Genomic DNA, 21,137 nt, shown 5'->3' with positions numbered 1-21,137 from the left:
AAAGTGAGGTATTACCTTTGGAATATCAAAAAAAAACAACTTAAATCATGAATGTTTTAGTCGCAGGAGCCACTGGGTATTTAGGTCAATACTTAGTGAAAGAGCTCCAAAAAAGAGATCACAAGGTTAGAGTTTTAATCCGAAAAGAGCATCAAAAAGAGCTGTTTAATGGAATCGATGACTTTTTTATAGGTGAAGTTACTCAACCTAAATCTCTACAAGGTATTACAGATAATATCGATTGGGTATTTTCTACTATTGGTATCACTCGTCAGAAAGATGGAATGACGTATATGGATGTAGATTTTCAGGGAAATATGAATTTGCTAAATGAAGCGAAACAAACTCATGTGAAATCCTTTTTGTATGTTTCAGCGATTGGCGGAGATCAACTTCGTTTCTTGAAAATTTTTGAAGCCAAAGAGAAATTTGTAGATGCTTTGAAAAGCTCTGGTTTAGATTACACTATCATGCGTCCCAACGGTTTTTTCTCAGATATGACTGATTTCTTAGAAATGGCCAAAGGAGGAACGGTTTATCTGTTTGGGAATGGAAATTTCAAACTCAATCCTATTCATGGTCAAGATTTGGCCAAAGTATGTGTGGATAAAATGGATACCAATGAAAAGGAAGTAGTAGTTGGTGGTCCTGATATTTTTACTCAAAATGAATTGTCAGCTTTGGCTTTAAAAGCTTGGAACAAAAAAGTGAAAATTGTCCATCTTCCAGATTGGATTCGAAGAATGATCATTGTTGTTATAAGAACTTTTACTTCTTCTAAAGTATATGGTCCCATTGAATTTTTCCTCACATTGATGGCGTTTGATATTATAGCGGACCAATATGGAGAACAACATTTAGAAGATTTTTTTAATCAAAAAGTAAGCGATTTTTAGCTACACCCACAACTATCACTTCCACCATCACAACAGCTTTTTGCAGATCTGCAACCTACTTTCATTATACCCATAACAATACTCAGAAATGCACCTATTACTATCCCAACAATGTCTTTATCCATTATTGATGGTATAAGAATCGCCACACCTAGCACTAACCATAATATCCTCGTAATTGGCCAATTATGTTTTAAAGATTTAATATTCATTTTTTCTTTTTAAATAAATCAATGATCAAAATACCCATTACGCTTCCGTATAGCGTACTGTTGATCGGTTTAGAAGTGATAGCACAAGTGCCACTCAAACAGCCGATTTGACTGTAATAAAGGTAGCCTAACAATGCACCAACAAGTAAGCCGATCAAGTGAAATTTGTAAGTCTGTAATAACTTCATTGGAATTTCTTTTCTGTAAAAATACGCTTTTGAAATGGTATATTGTGTAACAAAAGTTACAATGTAGGAAAAAGAATTTGAAGAAATATACTATAAAAGAACACGAGACCACTGAATTGTACCAGTATTTTGCAGATGAATTTGGAGGTCATTGGGATGGTGAACATTTGAGAGTAGAGCATGAAGATGTTAACATCACAACCACTTTTTATCATGATATTTTTGGAGTGTCTTTAGGAATCAATGAAGTTGCCTTCAAAGAAGATACTATCATTTCAGTTGAACAGAATACAGCACCTCTTCTGATGGTACGTTTTATCATCAATTCTGAATTCAATTTACCAAAAAGAAATAACCTGAGCGTTGGTCCAAATCATCAAAATGGCGTATTGTTGTCCAATACAGAAACGCCAATTGAAATCAAACTGTTGAAAGGAGAAGTGGTGCGATGGATAGCCATTCGGGTGCGGATCGAAGATTGGCAAAAAATTGCCAATGGGCGTTTTTCTCAATTGGATCAGCTTTTTAAAAGTAAAGAACCGTGGGTGATTGCTAAGCCAATCACTTCTTTGATGGAGAAAAACCTTCATGAAATTCTTGTTTTAAGAGACAAAGATTATGGCCACAAGGTATTGTCAATAGCGAAAGCGATAGAATTATTGGCTTTGCTGTTTACTCAGCTTATCAAAGAAAATGAAGATGGGGAAGAAGTGGGGTTGCTGCATGATGATTATGAAGTGATTTTGGAGATTAAAAAATTGCTGGAAAAAGAATTTGTTAATCCTCCGAAGATTGAAGAGTTGTCAAAAATGTTTGCACAAAGTGTAACGAAATTGAGGCAAAACTTTAAAAAGGTAACAGGGCTCCCAATACATCAATTTGTGATGAAAGAAAGATACGCAGAAGCTTATAATCGGATAGTGAATTCAAAAGATGCGATCACTGAAATTGCATTGGATTTAGGTTTTAGTAATTCGGCACATTTTTCAGACGGTTTTAAAAAACAGTTCTCTATTTCTCCGTCAAAACTAAGGTCGGAAATGCCTGAATAAATGCTAATAATTATTATCTGTTAGTTTTTAATCACTTTTTGATATAGCGTTGTGGTCAATGTTACTACCTTTGTATCACAATCAAGATAGTAGTAGTAAAATAAAGTCTTTAGTGAATCAGACAGTCACTACGTAATTTATTTCTATTCAAGATGGAATTAGATTACACGCAGTTAAAAATGGGAAAAACAGCTTACTTTTTGTAGGCTGTTTTTTTGTTTTTAAGTACTCACCATAAATGGGAATTAATATTAAATACTTTTGTCTTAGTTCTTCAACAGTAAAAAGTGTGTTGTTTTTCGAAATGAAGATGATAAATTTTAAAATCGCTTCTCCATTATTATGCAGACATTTGTGGAGTCAATAGAAGATAGTATATCAATAAAAATATTTAGCAATTAAAAATGAGGAAATGCAGTCTACAGTTTGTAGACTGTTTTTTTATGTAATATAAATTTATTGATACTAGTAATAGGTGATTTTTTGAAACTTATATCATGGATACCCAGAATAATACTGATTATTAAATGAGAATGTTGTTTTTCGAAAACGATCTGTTGTTTTTTGGAATTCAAATTAAAAAGTAATGTACATCTTTGTGCTATCAATGTAGAATAAAAGATGGACATAAGTTCATTGAAAAAATATTTAGCAATTAAAAATGAGGAAATACAGCCTGCAATTTGTGGGCTGTTTTTTTTATGCTTTGTAAATAATAAAATGTAGTAACAGTAGTGATTTTTTTTGTATTCAAATTGATAGGAAAAGTATCATTATCAATGAAATAAATATACCTTTACAGAAACATTTAAAAACTTAACTAAACTCTTTTGAAAAAGATGAAAAACCTACTATTACTCACGTTTGCTTTCGCATTTCTATTGTTTTCATGTAATGAAAAGAACGAGTTGTATACCGTTAATTTTGATCAGGAAGCTTATAGTCAAAATCTTGAAATGTGGACAAAAAGTAACTTTAAAGATTATTCATTTTCACAACAAATTTTCTCTTCCTCTTTTGGCGGTCAACCAAAACTAACAATCAATGTGAAAAATGGTGTGTATGATTCTTTTACTATGGAAGGTGAGAGGGAAATAAACAGCTTGACATATTATGAAACAGTACCAGAGCTTTATGCTTTTATTGAGCGTATAGTAGAAGAAAGTAAGTTGAAAATTAATGATGCCGAAGATCCTATGAAGGGAGTAACGATAGAGGTCAAATACCATGATACTTATTTCTATCCGGTATCAATATATTGTTCTGGTTTTTACACAGGTGATTATGTGGGCGGTTTGGATATTACAATTAATGTTAGTGATTTTGAATTAACACAGTAAAAATAAAGGGAAAAGCAACGGATAGGATTGTTGCTTTTCCCTTTATTCTTTTTAAGTATGGATAATTACCAAACCTTTGCTCTTTCTTCAGGTGCTACATACATAGAATCGCCTTCTACGATATTGAAAGCTGTATAGAAAGGATCAAAATCTGATAAAGGACCTACTGCTCTGTATTGACCAGGAGAGTGAGGGTCAGTTTGAATCTGAGTTCTTAATGCCTCTTCTCTTGATTTAGTTCTCCAGATAGTGGCCCATGAAAGGAAGAAACGTTGCTCAGGAGTAAAACCGTCAATATTTCCAGGCTTTTCAGGTTGTAATGATAAATAACGTTGTAAACCATCATAAGCTACAGCAACACCGCCAAGATCGGCAATGTTTTCACCTAATGTAAGTTCACCATTGATATGTAAACCTTCAATTGGCTCATAGCCGTTGTATTGTTTTACTACCATTTCAGCTTTTCCTTTGAAAGCAGTATCATCACCTTCTGTCCACCAGTCTTTCATTTCACCGTGAGCATCAAAACGACGTCCCGAATCATCAAAACCGTGAGAGATCTCATGACCAATTACAGCACCAATACCACCATAGTTTACAGCTTCATCAGCTTGGTAGTTGTAGAATGGAGGTTGTAAGATAGCGGCAGGGAATACAATTTCGTTGTATAATGGGTGGTAATAAGCGTTTACAGTCTGAGGAGTCATACCCCATTTCGACTTGTCAACTGGCTTACCATATTCTTTCATGTTTTTCACAAACTCAATCTTGCTGCTGTTGACAATGTTTTGGAAGTAAGTGTCTTTTGAAACTTCTAATTTCTCATAAGTTTCCCATTTGTCTGGGTAACCAATTTTTACATTGAACGCTTCTAATTTCACAAGTGCTTTTTCTTTTGTCTCAGGAGTCATCCAGTCCAAGCCTTTGATACGAGCAGCAAACGCTTCTTTGATATTTGCTACCATTTTTTCTGCTTTCTGCTTTGCTTCTTCAGGGAATACTTCTTGTACATAAAGTTTACCTACAGCAAAACCAACAAGACCATTCGTAGTACCTAATACACGTTTCCAACGAGGACGGTTTTCTTCTAAACCTCTCATTTTTTTACCATAGAAATCAAAACTTTCGTCAACGAAATTGCTGCTTAAATAAGGAGCTGCTTCGTGTACTAAATGCCACTTTAAGTACAATTGGATTGTTTCTAATGAAGTATTAGCAATCATATTGTCCAATTCCTCAAAGTAAGGAGGATGTGTTACAATTACAGTTTCAGCAGGAACATTGATATCTTTAAGGTATTTTGCCCAGTCAATTGTTTTACAGATCTTTTGAAGGTCCGCTACAGTGTATGGATTATACATTCTTGTAGGATCTCTTTCTTCTACTGGAGTAAGGTTGAATCCCGCTAAAGTATTTTCAAAGTCAAAAACTTGCTTTGCCGCTTTTTCTGCATTTGGTATCGCTAATAAGTTGAACATATTAGTGATATGCTGAACATACTGTTCTCTTGTTGCTTCAGATGCAGAATCCTGTTTTGTATAATAGTCTTTGTTTGGAAGACCTAGTCCGCTGTACCCAATGTAGAACGATTGGATTTCGCTGTTTTTTAAATCTTGGAATACGCTTGGACCAAAAATCACACCTGTCTGTGATTTATGTAATTCAGTTAATACTGTTTGTAAGTCTTCTTTGGATTTCAATCCGTCCACCAAAGTCATGTAAGGAGTAAGTGGTTGAGCACCTAACTTTTCAATAGTTGCAGAGTCCATACCACTTTTGTACACGTAGACAGCCTTCATCTCGTCGCTGCCTTCTTTTAGTTTGCCAGATGCAATAGCATTGTTAAGGACATCCAATGTAGCTTTTTCATTACGCTCGCGCAATTCATCAAAACTACCCCATCTACCTCTATCAGCTGGAATTGTTGCTTTGTTCATCCAGCCACCGTTGGCATAAGTGTAGAAGTTTTGGCCTGGTGTTACAGAAGTGTCCATGTTAGACAGATCAAGTGCTTTTTCAGTTGCTACTTCATCTTTTGCAGTTTGATTACCGCATGAAGTATACATCAAAGCACTGACACCTAGAGTGACACTAAGAGCTTTTGTTAATAGAGTTTTCATTCTAATGATTTATATTTCAATGTTTGTTTAACAAATGTATAAGAAATTTTTATACGAAAAAGGTTAAAAACTAATATGTATATACTATTTGTTTAAACAAGAGCGTGTAGAAGTCGTATTTTTTGTTAATATTGTTATACAACACATATGTTTCCTCAACCGACAAGCATTTGTAAATAAATTAATTCTGTAGCAGGAGAGAGATTGATCGGTTGTTTTATATTTAACTTTTGAACCTGATCATAGGAGTTTTTAAAAACTGAACTATTTAAAAAGAACCAAACAGAAAGGTAGGTACGAAATTTTAAGATGAAATAGCTAAATATTATCCTGTTACTCTAGGTAGGTAGAACAAAATACACGCTAAAAACACCGGATATCTTTGATCTGCCATGTTTCTCACTTCTATATACTAACATTATGAATCAACAGTCAAATTTTTTTTCGAATTTAAGGTATGACCTTCCCGCAAGTATAGTGGTGTTTTTGGTCGCGATGCCCTTATGTTTGGGTATTGCCTTGGCTTCAGGAGCTCCTCTTTTTTCTGGAATTATAGCGGGTATTGTAGGTGGCATTATTGTTTCTTTGGTGAGTGGTTCCTCCTTAGGAGTAAGTGGACCAGCGGCAGGATTGGCAGTCATCGTTTTAAACGCCATTCATGATTTAGGAGCCTTTGAAACGTTCTTGCTGGCAGTAGTATTTGCAGGCGTATTCCAAATCATATTGGGTTTGCTCAAAGCAGGGGTTATTGGCTATTATTTTCCTTCATCAGTAATCAAAGGAATGCTGAGTGGAATCGGTTTGATTATTTTTCTGAAACAAATTCCCCATGCTGTAGGGTATGATGAAGATCCTGAAGGCGATTTCTCCTTTTTCCAAGTGGATGGACACAATACCTTCAGTGAGTTATTTTATATGTTTGATGCCATCACTCCAGGAGCGGTGATCATTTCTATCGTTTCCCTTACTATTTTAATTCTTTGGGAAAGACCGATTATTAAAAAAACGTTATTGGCTAGAGTGCCTGGTCCACTCATTGCAGTAGGGCTTGGTGTTATTTTGAATGTTGTCTTTGATGATATCCCAGTATTAGATATTGAAAAAGAGCATTTGGTTGCTTTGCCAGTGGCAGATAGTTTCTCAGATTTCTTTGCTCAGTTTACTACTCCAGACTTTTCACAGCTAGCCAATAGTCAAGTGTATATCGTAGCATTAACCCTCGCCATTGTTGGCAGTTTGGAAACATTACTGTCCGTAGAAGCAACGGATAAACTAGATCCTCAAAAGAGAATAACGCCAACCAACAGAGAATTAATTGCGCAAGGTACAGGTAATATTGTATCGGGTTTAATTGGTGGTTTGCCCATTACGCAAGTAATTGTTCGTAGTTCTGCCAATATTCAAACAGGTGGTAGAACTAAAGCTTCGGCCTTTTTACATGGTATTTTCCTGTTGATCTGTGTGATGGGGATTCCAAAAGTTCTAAATCTGATTCCATTAGCTTGTTTAGCCTCAATACTTTTAGTGATTGGGTACAAATTGACAAATCCTAAGCAGTTTATAGAGCTTTATAAAAAGGATTTTTCATTATTCTTGCCTTTTGTGGTCACTGTAGTTGGTATTGTATTTACAGACTTGCTCAAAGGTATTGGGCTGGGAATGGTTGTTGGTATCATTAATATTTTATGGAATAACTTTAAAATTCCTTATCACCTTAATCCTGATTATCTGAACAGCAATGAACCCATCCATATACAATTGGCAGAAGATGTGAGTTTCCTAAATAAAGCTAGTATTTTGAGAACGCTGAAGAATATGCCTAATGACAGTGAAGTGATTATTGATGCTACAAAAAACCATTCTATGCATCCTGATGTGATGGAAATAATAGAAGATTTCAAGAAAAATGTATTAACTAGAAATATAAAAGTAAAATTGGTGGGCTTTAATGGAGAAAATAATCATGAAAAACCACAAGAAGAGATAATTTAGGATTACATGTCTGAAGATGTTTTTAAAAACTGGACTGTTTTTAAATGATAGTTCATCTTTTTTTTAAATGATAAAACGTCGATTAGTAGCCGATACGCTTCATATAGCGTGTTTATTTATAAAGTGGTACCTCAATAAATGTAAGTAGCACGATTAAAAAATATTTAATGATTAAGATTGTAATGTCTTGTAAGTATGGAAATGAGAAAATCGAATTAAAGCTTTAAGTAGTTATAAAAACTATCTTAAACAAACATTCAATTCACCTTCTTTTTCGGTCAATGATATTTATTTCATTGACCGAACTTTTCCAAAATATGAAAATGAAAAAATGGTTATAGATAACTTCTCTTAACTATTAGAATAGAATAGTTATTAGAAAGTAGATTAGAACAGATACTTGGTAAAAAGAATGTAGAACAATGAAAAATTGTTAAAGGAAAAAAGAGATCCCGTGGATCTCTTTTTTTGTTAATAAGTATTATATCTCATAGAATCAATGGGCTTCTGTGCTAGGAATAAAGTGTAAATTGTCTGCTAGTTTTGTTATTTTACCCTACGAATTAGAATCACTTATAATCAAGTCATTGAATACAATAAATATGCGGTTAGCAAAACTCCTTTTTGGACTGTTGATGGTGTGCTCGTCATTTTCTTTAAGTGCAAATGATAAGAAGCTGTTGAATAGGCTGGATGACCTATTGGAACAGAGGGAATCATACTTTGAAAAAAGAAGAAATGATATCAGAAACATCAATCAATTGCTGAATATTGAAACTGACCCAGTCAGAGAGTATGAGTTGATAAAGAAAATCACGGAAAAATATCTTCCTTATAATGCTGATTCTGCATTACTTTACTCTAGAAGAGGAGTGAGGTTGGCGGCTTCTTTTCAAAAAGAAAATACGATGATAGAAGCCAACCTTCGTTTAGCGCAAGCTTATATTTTGGTGGGATTATACCATGAATCTGTAGCTATTTTGAATGAATATGAAGATGTAGAATTACCTCCAGAGTTTCAGGCTTACTTTTATTCCATTAACGCCGTGTTGTACAATACGTTATCTTCTTTAAGAATTACGTCTTCTATTAGGATGAAATACAGGCATAAGTGGGAAGGGTATGAAAGAAACTTGATGGATGCACTCCCAGAAAACGATTTAGGTCATCATTTAGCAAAGGCAGAACTATACAAAGAAATTGGACGTTTGGATGAAGCGATTATTATTTTAGAAGATATCTTAGAGGGAGTAAACATTGAGGATAGGGTGTATGCATCAACAGCGTATACTTTAGCAGATGCTTACGGTCGAAAAGGTTTAATTGATAAAAAAATAGATTTTCTCACCTTATCATCCCAGTCTGATATTCTAAATGGTGTAAAAGAACATACTTCTTTAAGAGAGTTAGCTTTGGAGCTCTATAAGAACAATGAATTGAGCAGGGCTTATCATTATATTAAAGTAGCCTTAGATGATGCAGTAGAAAGCAATGCACAATTAAGAAGAGCTGAGGTATTGGAAATCTTGCCTTTAATAGATCATTCTTATCAAGAAAACAGAGAAAAGACAAGAAAGTACATTATGATTTTCTCAACAATCGTTTGCCTGTTGTTGATCATTTTGATTTTCGGGATGATTTTTATTCAAAAACAAAAACGTGAACTGGAGGCCTCAAATGCTCAGGTAAAAGATACAAATCAATTGTTGAGTCAGCTGAATGATGAATTGAAAAATAGTAAACAAGAAGTTGAAAATGCGAACAAACAGTTGATGAGTGTCAATAATGTGCAAGAAGAATCTATTGCAAGGTATTTGAAGCTGTGCTCAACCTATATAGGCAAGCTGGATGATTATAGAATGCAACTTTTGAGAAAAGGAAATAAATCGAATAAAGAAGATCTTTTGAAAGTGTTGAAATCAAAAGAAATTGTAGATCAGGAATTGAAAATTTTCTATAAGGATTTTGATCAGTCTTTCTTGAAGCTTTATCCCAACTTTGTACAGAGTTATAATGATTTGATGGTGGATGAGGCCAAAATTACTTTGAAAAAGAATGAGCTCTTGAATACAGAATTGCGAGTTTTTGCGTTGGTAAGATTAGGGATAGAGGAAAGTACCCAAATTGCTGAGTTTTTAAGATACTCAATTACGACTATTTATAACTACAGGACAAAAGCACGTAACAATGCGAAGGACGGAAGAGAGAATTTTGAAAAACATTTAATGGAAATTCAATAAATAACCTATTTCAGGAAGGTTTGGAACAATAAAAATATAAAACATATACTACTTTTTAAGTGATTTTAAATACACTTAATTGGCTGTTTGTTAGTATTTTATGTAATTTAATCAGCTACTTTTTAACAACTTTCCCTTTTGAGGGTGTAAAACATACACTAAGTTTGTGCTATCGAAATGAAAAACAATCACGCAATTATGAGAACATATTTATTAGCAATCTTAATGGCGGTATTTACCTTACAAGTAAATGCTCAATCTTTACAATCACCAAGCGGTAATTTCACATTAAACTTTGATGTGAATGGAGAAGGTACTCCAACTTACGCTTTGGATTTAGATGGCGAAGCAATTATTAAAGAAAGTAAGCTTGGTCTTCAATTAAAAGATGCTGAAGATTTAATCAAAGGCTTTAAAGTAGTAGATACTAAAGAGTCTTCTGCTGACGAAACTTGGGAGCCTGTATGGGGTGAATCAAAAGAAATCAGAAACCATTACAATGAGTTATTAGTAACATTGAATCAAAAATCAACAGACAGAACAATGATGATTCGTTTCCGTCTTTTTGATGATGGTTTAGGTTTCAGATATGAATTCCCATCGCAAAAGAACTTAGTGTACTTCGTTATTGAAGAAGAAAGAACACAGTTTGCAATGACAGGTGACCACAAAGCATGGTGGATTCCTGGTGACTACGACACACAAGAATATGATTACATGACTTCTAAATTATCTGAAATTAGAGGTTTAATGGACAAAGCATATACAGGCAACGTATCACAACAAGGTTTCTCACAAACAGGTGTACAAACTGCTTTAATGATGAAATCTGACAACGGTACTTACATCAACCTTCACGAAGCGGCTTTAGTAGAATATTCTTGTATGCACTTGGATTTAGATGACAAAAACTTTGTATTTGAATCTCACTTAACTCCAGATGCTCAAGGCGTAAAAGGTTATATGCAAGCACCTCGTCCTACACCTTGGAGAACAGTTATCGCTTCAAAAAATGCAGGTGATATCTTATTATCAAAAATCACTTTGAACTTGAATGAGCCATGTGCTATCGAAGACGTATCATGGATCAAGCCAGTAAAATACATGGGCGTATGGTGGGAAATGATTACAGGAATGAGCTCATGGGCTTACACTGATGATGTACCTTCAGTACACTTAGGAGTAACAGATTACTCTAAAACTAAGCCTAACGGTAAGCACGCAGCAAATACTGAAAACGTAAAAAGATATATTGACTTCGCTTCAGAGCATGGTTTTGATGCTTTATTAGTAGAAGGATGGAACGAAGGATGGGAAGACTGGTTTGGTAAGTCTAAAGACTATGTTTTCGATTTTGTAACTCCTTACCCTGACTTTGATGTGGATGAAGTACGTGAGTATGCTAAATCTAAGAACATCAAAATGATGATGCACCACGAAACTTCTGGTTCAGTAAGAAACTACGAGCGTCATATGGACAAAGCCTACCAATTCATGGCTGACAACGGTTACAACTCTGTAAAGTCAGGTTATGTAGGTCCAATCTTGCCAAGAGGCGATCACCACTACTCACAGTGGATCAACAATCACTATTTATATGCAGTGAAGAAAGCAGCGGATTACAAAATCATGGTGAACGCTCACGAAGCAGTTCGTCCTACAGGTTTAAGCAGAACTTACCCTAACTTGATCGGTAACGAATCAGCAAGAGGTACTGAGTATGAAGCATTCGTTGGTAACAACGTTGATCACACTACAATCCTTCCTTTCACAAGATTGATTGGTGGTCCAATGGATTACACTCCAGGTATCTTCGTAACTGATATCAGCGAGTATGATCCAGGTAGAACTTCTTATGTAAGAACTACAATCGCTCGTCAGTTAGCATTATACGTGACAATGTACTCACCATTACAAATGGCGGCAGATTTACCTCAACACTATGAGAAATTCATGGATGCATTCCAATTCATCAAAGATGTTGCTATTGATTGGGATGAGACATTAGTATTAGAAGCTGAGCCAGGTGACTACGTGACTTACGCTCGTAAGGAAAAAGGTGCTGACAACTGGTATGTTGGTAAAACAAACGACGAAACACCTCGTACTTCTACAATCAAATTCGATTTCTTAACAGAAGGTAAAAAATACATCGCAACAGTATACGCTGATGCTAAGGATGCTCACTACAAAGACAATCCTCAAGCTTACGAAATCAAGAAATACGTTGTGACGAGCAAATCTAAATTAGCTCAATTTACTGCTCCAGGTGGTGGTTATGCAATCAGCATCACAGAAGCAAAAGATAAATCAGAGTTAAAAGGTTTGAAGAAATTATAGAAAAATCATCCTGCTCTTCCTTGAGGCTAACTTAAGGTCGTGGCAGGAGATTTATTTCGAAACGTAAAGTAGAAATTTAACCTAGCTGCATTTTGTAGCTAGGTTATTTTTTATCCATGTTTTTTTGAAACTAATGAAGTTGTTCATCTGGTAGTAACTCTATTGACCTTAAAGGGAAACTTGTAAAAAAAGATTGAGTTTTAGAAGGGAAAACGCCAAGTATCAAAAGCTTTTTGCCAAATAATCTATTGATGATGTAACCCTTTCTTTTTATACCCTTCCATTTTTCTGAAAATGAACAATAAAATGTGCTGTTTTAGGAAATTCCGTTCGTTAACGAACATTAGTATTTGGATACTAAAATAAATAACAGGTCTTAAGTGGTTGTAAATGAATTATTTATGATTTTGTGGCACAAAGATGGAATCTTATGAAAGTGTAAAACAAAACGTAAACATTTACAGAAACTTAAAATTATACTCTTATGAAAAAGTTATTTATCTCTTTAGTTATCACATTATCTTCAGTAGTTACTTTTGCTTCAAACCTTGAAAATTCTAATGAATCAAATACAGCAAAATTATCAGAAATGATTGCAAAAGCTGAAGCTAATGATTGGGAAACTTATACTAAAGCAGCACAATTGTCAATCAACTGGAATGCCGATTTAGCATTAGCAAAAGAATGGATTGATACTGCAATTGCAATTGAAGAAAATGCTGAAAACTTAGAAGTATTAGGTGACTACTATGTTCGTTTAGGTCAAACAGATAAGGCTTTAGCAACTTACATGAAAGCACTTTCAACTGATATTGCCAACATTGAGAAAGCAAACAGAGAAAGCCTTCAAAGAAAAGTCATGATTTACGGAAGAAAAAAATAGTAAGTCCATAACGGCACTTTTACCATTAAGTAGGGAAAGTGTTTCAAGATAAATGCTATTATAAATGAATAGTTTGTTGTAATAGTGCTATGAGGAAGTTCGTATATTAAAAATTACTTGATCATTATTTAGATGAAGTATGTCCCTTCAAGGAGCAATTCTTGGAGGGATTTTTTTGTTAGAACTCTCTGATAAATTTATGCAGGTCCACTCCTTGTTCAAGGTTCAGTTTTTTCCTTAATCTATAACGGCTTGTGTCTAAGCTCCTAGGTGTGATATTCATTAAATCAGCAATTTCTTTACTACTGAGATTGATGCGTATAAATGATAATATTCTAATATCATTGGCAGTGAGCGACGGATATTGTTCAGTAATAGATTTAATAAAATCTTGTTGTATTTCTGAGAATAATTGATGGAAGAGAAGGTCTTTTTTTTCTTTATTTATTTCATCATCAATCCACTGAGACCACTTTTTAGCTTCGCTGGTTTTCATTTTATCCAATCCGCTTTGAACTTTCAAAAGAAAAGCGTCTTTATGATTGATAATTTCCATGTATTTCATCAATTGTTCTTCTTTTAAAGCAATTATTTCTTTCGAATTCTGCTGTTCAATTTGCTCTTTTTCAGAAGTTAGTTTTTTGAAATAGATGGATTTAGCTACTTTTCTAATGAAAAAAGCAAGCACCAATACGATGAGAAGAATTGGAATGAGTAGTAGGGCTGTTTCGTGCCAATATTTTTCAATGCTGAAATCCAGTTTACTTTCTCTTATTTTTCCATCATTGACCTTACATTGAAGTACAATGGTATAATCTCCTCCTTTTAAACTTTGTTTGGTAAGGATCAATTGATCAGTACTCCAAGTGGACCATTCTTCATCCAATGGCAACAGTTTGTATCTGAATTGAGCGATGTCAGAAGAGAGTTTATCAATTTGAAAATAGAAAGTAATGTCCTTTTCCCCTTGATCAAGCTCTATTTTATTGAAATAAGGGTAAATGTATTTTTTATTTTGATTGGTTACATTTAATGAAGAGATAATAGGTTGTGCCTCTTTTTTGAAGTGAGATTGATATTTTACATCATAAGTGATAACACCTCTGTCTGTGGCTAATCTTAATTTATCATTTTTGAAATCTAGAAATTCAAAATCTTTGTTGATATCAGTATTAAGAGGCTTCATTAAAGTGGCGTAGGAATGCAGGTTTCCATCCGAAAGCAGTTCTAGCAGGTTCAATTTTCCTTCCTGAATGTAACTGACGTAATTTTCTTTTTCATTAAAAGCCAGGCATGAAATATCTCCATGAGGAATTGCATTGAGTAAAGGGTGATCAAATATTTCAAATTGGCCATTTTGGTTTTGAAGGAAATGTTCACCATTCCAAAAAAGTAGTTTATTATTCGATGTAAAAATTCTTTTAATGCCTTTTTCTGCAGAAGCTGAGATTGTAGCATCAGTATTCAATGTAATTTTAATGAGATCTTTATTTTTGATTTCGCCCCAAATACAATGATTGTTCTTATCGTAGTAAAGTTGTGCAAACCCATAAACTTCCGGTTGGCTTACATACCATAATTTATTCTTATCCTTCACATACAGCATTAATCCATCATAAGTAGAAACTACATAAAATGGCGTACCTTGAAATGCTTCAATATCAGTAACTCCAGTGAAGATATCAATAGTATCAAAACCTTCAGATGTGTACTTTGTAAGTCCGGAATTGTGACTGATAAATAATTCACTATCAATGATTTTAGTGCTCCATATTTGCCCTTTTACATCTTTTTGTAATTCAAACTGATGATTATATTTAGCGCTGTAAAGTCCTTTGTTAGTTCCTAAAAAAGTTTCACCCTGAAAATCAGTAATCGTGTAAGTAGCGGCACCCTTGAAGGTTGTATGAAATGCACTTTGTAATTCTAATTTTGCAATACCATAATCCAATCCTAACCAAATATTACCCATTTTATCTTTAGCCATAGATAGTATTGTATTGTCCAAAAGACCATCATCTTGTTTAGCCTGATGGATTAAAGCACCGTATTGGTCAATGCTGACAAAACCATCTGCAACGGTACCAATTCCTATGGAATTATCATTATAGGAAAGGCCCGTAAAGAACGCTTTGTTTTTTAGATCTGATGATAATTTGATACTCTCAATAGACTCGCCATTGTATCGATAAATTTCACCATTGAGCAAAGGCACATAAATGTAGTTTTTGTGAGCAAAAAGATGTCGGATTTGTTGATTGGCAAAAGCAGGAATAGTTTGTTTTACTTGAATTTGATTTTTGGAGATAAATCCAATTTTACCATCTCTAAAAAGAACCCAAACCTTTTTGTTCCATTTTACAGAAGCATTTACGCCCTCATAATAGGTCAGCACTTTTGTAGTTTTTTCCAGTTTATGATAGAGAATGATTTTATCTTCTGTCTGAAAGACAACGGTATTATCCACCACCTCAATATTCCAGATCTGTTCATAATCAAGAATTCCAATGGACGTAAATTCAAATGTCCCTTCCTTTGTTCTTGAAAAATAACCATATTCTTTGCCTCCGGCCCAAATTACTTCTTCATCAATACACAAGGACCGAATTCCTTCTTTTGAAGGTAACTGAATCAATCCCCATTCTCCATGGTTGTGATAAAGCAAGCCTTCTGAGTTGCCAAAAAAGACAATGCCGTATTTATCAATTTCCACCTCCCAGTTCTGACGTCCAGCCTGATAATCATTTTTGTTGTAATTAATGATATGTGGTGTTTTCACAGCCTCATTACCATATGAATTATAGAATGGCAGAAGGAAGAAAAATAATAAAGCACTTTTCTGTAGTGGAATCAAGAGTTTTGGGAAAAGTGATTTTTTCACAATACTCGGCTTACTGGGGTATAAATCGTTGAAAAAAATCAGTTCCAAAAGGCTTGAAGTCATTGGATAGGATATTAAGTATTAAATAAAAAAATCATTCATTTCGTGGTTGAAGAAGGAGTCCTTCTGATCAAATATATTAAAAATAAAAGTACCTTCATAGAAATCTATAAAGGCACTCTGGGCTTATTATCTAACCTGAAGTATGAAGTAGTTTAGGAGTTATCAAAACTTAGTCGAATTATCTAACTCTATTCGTTTGTAACATGATTTATATGAAAATGAAAACTATCTTTTCTTTTTATTGTAATTGATATGCTCTGATGTAATCGATCTCAAACATTACTTTTTCATCAAAAATACTGTTGTCAATACCTTTCACACCTCCCCAAGAACCACCGATTGCTAGGTTTACAATCAAGAAGAAAGGTTCATGGAAGGGCCAGTCGCCACTGTCTCTCAATTGAGCGGTTTCAGCGAAAGTCTTAATTAATTCTCCATCTACAGAAACATGGATGCGGTCAAAACCATTGACTTCGTCTTCTACCCATTCCATAGTGATCACATGAAAATCATCAGAAACATTGGTGTCATATGTTTTACCACCTTTTGCATTTTGACCATTCATACCGTTTTTGTTTTTAGTATGAAGAGCACAGTGGAAAGTGTTCGGATCGTATCCAACATATTCCATAATATCTATTTCTCCAGCACGAGGCCATGAACCATAACCCAGCATCCAAAGTGCAGGCCATGTACCTCTGCCGTCAGGAACTTTTAGTCTTGCTTCAATCTTACCGTATCTGAAATCTTTTTTGTCTTTTGATACAATACGAGCAGATGTATACTCTTTGCCTAAATAATCTTCTTTTCTAGCTTCAATGATCAAGTGACCGTTCTCTACACGAAGGTTTTCCTCTCTATCTGTGTAATATTGCAGTTCGCCATTTCCGCCTCCAGAACCATTCACTTCATAAGTCCAATTGTCCATATTCAATGATGTGCCATCAAACTCGTCTGACCAAACTAACTCATATTCCAGTGGATTTACTTTAACAGAAGCAGTAGTTTGTTGATCGCCTAAAGTAGCCATAATTATAGCATCTCCACTACCCACTGCCGTAACTACTCCGTGAAATACAGTAGCCACATCTTCATTGCTCGATGACCATTCTAATGTAGCATCCGATATTGGTGCTTCTGCTACTTTTAAGGTAGCCACTTCACCCACTTTTATTTCAAGTGTGGTTTGATCTAGCTGTAAACTGATGCCTTCTTCTTGGGTAATGTCATCTGAATTACAACTGCCAAGACTAAATAAACTCAAAAGGAGTATTCCCAAATGTTTCATTATTTTAATGCTTTTTGTTGACTGTCCATTTGGACAAAATGATAATCAACCGTTGATAATGTGTTTTATAAAATAGGTTGTCAATGACCTTGGTAGTTCTACCCAAAAGCATCAATAGTACTGATGCCTTTGAGTAATAAGTAGTATAATTAAATGAAAATGAATTGACTATTCGCCTTTTTTATAAAAGAAAGCAGCATCCATGTCAAATGTAGTACCTGTAGCACCACCTGCTAAAACAGCTAAAACATTTACATTAGAAATAGGACTGCTTAAATCTAATCCACTGTCTTTTAAATGCGTCATTGGAATTTCAACTGATTGCCATTCTCCATCTCTAGTGAAGTCAGTATAAGGAGCAATACCTTCTTGTGCTGTAGGTCCAACAACTACTTTAATTTCTGAAGTCCCATCAGCAAACATTAACGTGTAAGAGCTGTTTTCTTGAGTACTTTTGAATGCCGCATGGAATACGTAATTCTCAGGATTGGCATCAATGGCTGTCATGTCAATTTCTCCATAAAGCGAGTTGGCAAAGAAACCAGCACCTGACCAACCTACGTTTCCTACAACTAAGCTTACCCATCCTTCTTCTTGGTTGTAAAAGTTGTTACCTTGAGGAGTTCCATTATTGAACGTGCCATCCCAGATATATAAGAATTTAGTGTCGTCATCAGGGCGTAAATCAGCCGAAACTCTATCTTCTATGGATTCAAATGATGTTTGATCCAATTGAATAACGAAGTACTCGCTACCTTTAAGTGTAGCTGGTAGACTTGGATCTGGCTCATTTACTTCTGGAGCAGTTACTGTTACATTACATGAAGCGGTAAAAACACCATGAGAAGCGACAACAGTTGCAGTACCTTCAGAAACAGCAGTTACGGTTCCATTTTCTACAGTAGCTATAGCAGTATTTGAAGAGCTCCAAGTGATTTCTCCAGTCACATCAGCTGGTTGGATGCTTGCCGTGAGTTCTGCGGTTTGACCTTCTTCTAGTTCCACGCTAGTTTTATCTAATACAATTCCAGTAGCAGATATAACATCATCAATGATTTCTTCTACAGTATTTTCTGAACATCCAATTAAAAATGAAGTAAGAAGATAGAAACCTCCAATAAAAAGAGTTTTTAACTTAATAGACATAACGAAAAATTAATAAGTAATACTAAAAATTGTTTTTGTTGTGTTTCGCTAATCTTAAGGTTTCAAATAGATTGAGATTTTATTTGAAATTCATTTCATACGTTGACTTTTATTTGTCGCGATGATTAGCGATTGCTTGTTGCAATGTTAGTTGTTAATAATTGTGTATTGAAATTATGAATGTCAACTTGATCATTACAGCCTTTTTTCGTTATTGTCGAAATTACTACAACATGTGATTGTAAAGTTTTGATAATTAGTTATTTGAGTGTTGTTGTTTTGCGAAAATCATTTAAATAAAAAGGTGTTTGTTTAACACTTTATTTCTTTAGGATGATAATTTTATCCTTTTATAAAATGAATCCAGCGGAATTTTTTTCGTGTGAATAAGTAGTTGTCATCTTGCTCATGATGATAAGCTTCTCTTTCAAAAGAGATATTTCTATACGCTTTATCAACATTTTTGTGAATAACTAACCGAATTAAAAACTCAGTAATATACCAGAAATAGAAAAAGAGGAATAACATTTCGATTTGTTGTTTGAAATGAATTTTCTCGTGTTGAATCATGCGATACCAACAGTTGGTATGTTGATAACTTTTAAATTCGTGACGAACAAAAAGAAAAGGATAACAAGCTAATGCTGTAAAACCTTTGAATGGGACAATATTGTTGAAAATAATAATCAAACTACTTTTTTAATTTGGTATACAACGCAAAAATAAAAAAAGCGAGCTTACCGAAGTAAACTCGCTTAATATTAATAACAAATTGTTTGAAATAATATTTCTTCTTTTCAGAAGACTATTAATTCTTACTCATTGTATAATTTTTCGTAGTACTGTAACGCCATACGGTTAGCGTCGAAGTAAGGAAGAACGTCACGCATAGAGTTTTTCACACGCTCAGTCCAAGTTTCAGGCTCATCATAGTACATAGGAATGATTTCATTCTCTAAGATGTCTAATAAGCTGTTCAAATCTTGCTCGTCTTGCTCGTGGATAGGAGCATTCAAGTCTGCCAATGGAAGAACGAAAGAGTTCTCACCGTTAGCGAATTCAGGGATCCAACCGTCATCAGTAGAAAGGTTGATACCACCGTTCATCGCTGAAGTCATACCTGAAGTACCAGATGCCTCACGAGGTACACGAGGGTTGTTTAACCATACGTCAGAACCTTGCTTCAACTTACGAGAAAGTTTTAATTCATAACCTACTAATACAGCCATGTTACTGTAAGACTTCGATAAGTGAACTAATTGGTTGAACGTAGAAACCGCACCGTAATCCATTGGATAAGGCTTACCTGCCCAGATGATTTGGATTGGTCTGTCAGGGTTGTTCATGATACGGTCGAAACGCTCTTTGTTTCTTGTGATTAAGTCCGCACGCTTATAAGCAGCAAAACGACGAGCCCAAACGATAGTAAGAACCTTAGGGTCCATTAATTTACCTGTTTGATCCGCTACTGTTTCGAATAATTTCGATTTTAAGTAACGCTTACGTTTGATTAACTGCTCATCTTCTTCTTTGTGAAGAGCGTTGTATAACTGCTCATCAGCCCAGTAAGTACGGTTTTGAGCGTTTGTGATAGAAGTAATACGGCAGATGTCACCATATTTGTTCCACATATCGTTAGATACTTCACCGTGTAATTTCGATACACCGTTAGCTACTCTTGATAAACGTAGACAAGCAAGTGAGTGATCGAAAGTATCGTCATGGATACCAGTGATCTTACGCACTTGGTCTAATGGAATACCATTGAAGTATCCTAATTTATTTAAGAAGTGGATATCGTGTTTCTCGTTACCAGCTTCTTCTGGAGTGTGAGTAGTGAATACTAATAATTCTTTCACTTTCTCCATATCACCGTCAAACTTGTTCGCTAAGTGGAACGCAGCCGGTAATGCGTGTGCTTCGTTGAAGTGGTAAACTTCCGCGTTGTATTCCAACTCGTCAAGAAGTTTAGCTCCACCTAAACCTAAAAGCATATATTGAGCTACTTTTGCAGAAGCATCAGCGTCATAAAGACGGTGAGAGATAGACTGCGACAAGTAGTCGTTTTCAGGAAGGTCAGTTGTTAAGAAGAACATCGGTACAGTGTTGAATACACCTGGACGTAAGTACTTCGCAGTTACCCAAACTGGGTGACCATTTACCTGAATTGTAAATTTAATGTTTGTGTCTTCTAAGAAGTTATTGATCTTCTCTTGGAATAAGGCATCCATTTCTTGGTTACCCTTACGTACTTGGTCATAATAACCGTATTTCCAAAGAATACCAATACCGATAAAGTTTTGGTTTAACTCATAAGCAGAACGCATATGCGAACCCGCTAAGAAACCAAGACCACCAGAATAAATCTTGAATGGTTGGTCAATAGCGAACTCCATACAGAAGTAGGCTACACGTTTTTTATATTTTGGGTCGTAAGCATAAGGGTGCTTAAAATCTTGCTCGAAACGTGACATATTAATATTAAAATTTAATTGT

Annotated in this window: 13 protein-coding genes; 7 read left to right on the top strand and 6 right to left on the bottom strand. The window is 34.8% G+C overall.

The window, feature by feature from the left end; genetic code table 11:
* Positions 1-47: 47 nt before the first annotated feature.
* Positions 48-896: an SDR family oxidoreductase gene (locus AVL50_RS21070; RefSeq protein WP_157491474.1), complete on the top strand. Its 849-nt coding sequence runs from the start codon at positions 48-50 to the stop codon at positions 894-896.
* Positions 897-1,104: 208 nt separating this feature from the next.
* Here the strand turns inward: AVL50_RS21070 and AVL50_RS21060 are convergent, their stop codons facing one another.
* Positions 1,105-1,296, bottom strand: a complete 192-nt coding sequence (locus AVL50_RS21060; RefSeq protein WP_062618460.1) for a DUF6132 family protein — start codon at positions 1,294-1,296, stop codon at positions 1,105-1,107.
* 77 nt (positions 1,297-1,373) lie between these two features.
* Here AVL50_RS21060 and AVL50_RS21055 point away from each other — a divergent pair, with 77 nt between their 5' ends.
* Both AVL50_RS21055 and AVL50_RS21050 read left to right on the top strand, forming a co-directional pair.
* Complete coding sequence (locus AVL50_RS21055) at positions 1,374-2,348, top strand: helix-turn-helix transcriptional regulator (RefSeq protein ID WP_062618459.1); 975 nt, start codon at positions 1,374-1,376, stop codon at positions 2,346-2,348.
* A gap of 839 nt (positions 2,349-3,187) precedes the next feature.
* Positions 3,188-3,688 carry a DUF6174 domain-containing protein gene (locus AVL50_RS21050; RefSeq protein WP_062618458.1) on the top strand — a complete coding sequence of 167 codons (501 nt, stop codon included), beginning with the start codon at positions 3,188-3,190 and terminating at the stop codon, positions 3,686-3,688.
* Between the two features lie 65 nt (positions 3,689-3,753).
* Here AVL50_RS21050 and AVL50_RS21045 read toward each other — a convergent pair whose 3' ends face one another.
* Positions 3,754-5,808 (bottom strand): M13 family metallopeptidase, encoded by a 2,055-nt coding sequence (locus tag AVL50_RS21045; protein WP_062618457.1) that lies wholly within the window; start codon positions 5,806-5,808, stop codon positions 3,754-3,756.
* Positions 5,809-6,228: 420 nt separating this feature from the next.
* On the opposite strand from AVL50_RS21045, the gene AVL50_RS21040 reads away from it, so the two are divergent.
* From AVL50_RS21040 to AVL50_RS21025, 4 genes are all read left to right on the top strand, one after another.
* Positions 6,229-7,800 carry a SulP family inorganic anion transporter gene (locus tag AVL50_RS21040; protein WP_062618456.1) on the top strand — a complete coding sequence of 524 codons (1,572 nt, stop codon included), beginning with the start codon at positions 6,229-6,231 and terminating at the stop codon, positions 7,798-7,800.
* 602 nt (positions 7,801-8,402) lie between these two features.
* On the top strand, positions 8,403-10,040 hold the full coding sequence (locus AVL50_RS21035; RefSeq protein ID WP_157491473.1) for a DUF6377 domain-containing protein: 1,638 nt from the start codon (positions 8,403-8,405) through the stop codon (positions 10,038-10,040).
* A gap of 198 nt (positions 10,041-10,238) precedes the next feature.
* Positions 10,239-12,380 carry a glycoside hydrolase family 97 protein gene (locus AVL50_RS21030; RefSeq protein WP_062619143.1) on the top strand — a complete coding sequence of 714 codons (2,142 nt, stop codon included), beginning with the start codon at positions 10,239-10,241 and terminating at the stop codon, positions 12,378-12,380.
* 484 nt (positions 12,381-12,864) lie between these two features.
* Positions 12,865-13,263: a hypothetical protein gene (locus AVL50_RS21025; RefSeq protein ID WP_062618454.1), complete on the top strand. Its 399-nt coding sequence runs from the start codon at positions 12,865-12,867 to the stop codon at positions 13,261-13,263.
* 178 nt (positions 13,264-13,441) lie between these two features.
* Here the strand turns inward: AVL50_RS21025 and AVL50_RS21020 are convergent, their stop codons facing one another.
* From AVL50_RS21020 to glgP, 4 genes are all read right to left on the bottom strand, one after another.
* A complete protein-coding gene (locus AVL50_RS21020; protein WP_062618453.1) occupies positions 13,442-16,207 on the bottom strand; it encodes a LuxR C-terminal-related transcriptional regulator in 2,766 nt (921 codons plus the stop codon).
* A gap of 238 nt (positions 16,208-16,445) precedes the next feature.
* A complete protein-coding gene (locus AVL50_RS21015) occupies positions 16,446-17,495 on the bottom strand; it encodes a family 16 glycosylhydrolase (RefSeq protein WP_062618452.1) in 1,050 nt (349 codons plus the stop codon).
* A gap of 168 nt (positions 17,496-17,663) precedes the next feature.
* Positions 17,664-18,641 carry an Ig-like domain-containing protein gene (locus AVL50_RS21010; protein ID WP_062618451.1) on the bottom strand — a complete coding sequence of 326 codons (978 nt, stop codon included), beginning with the start codon at positions 18,639-18,641 and terminating at the stop codon, positions 17,664-17,666.
* An 815-nt stretch (positions 18,642-19,456) separates the two neighbouring features.
* Complete coding sequence (gene glgP / locus AVL50_RS21000; RefSeq protein ID WP_062618449.1) at positions 19,457-21,115, bottom strand: alpha-glucan family phosphorylase; 1,659 nt, start codon at positions 21,113-21,115, stop codon at positions 19,457-19,459.
* Positions 21,116-21,137: the final 22 nt, after the last annotated feature.

This window comes from Flammeovirga sp. SJP92 (assembly GCF_001583495.1).
In the GTDB taxonomy this organism is placed as follows: Bacteria; Bacteroidota; Bacteroidia; order Cytophagales; family Flammeovirgaceae; genus Flammeovirga.
The sequence above is the reverse complement of the archived record's forward strand: the minus strand, read 5'-3'. Positions and strand labels throughout refer to the sequence as shown.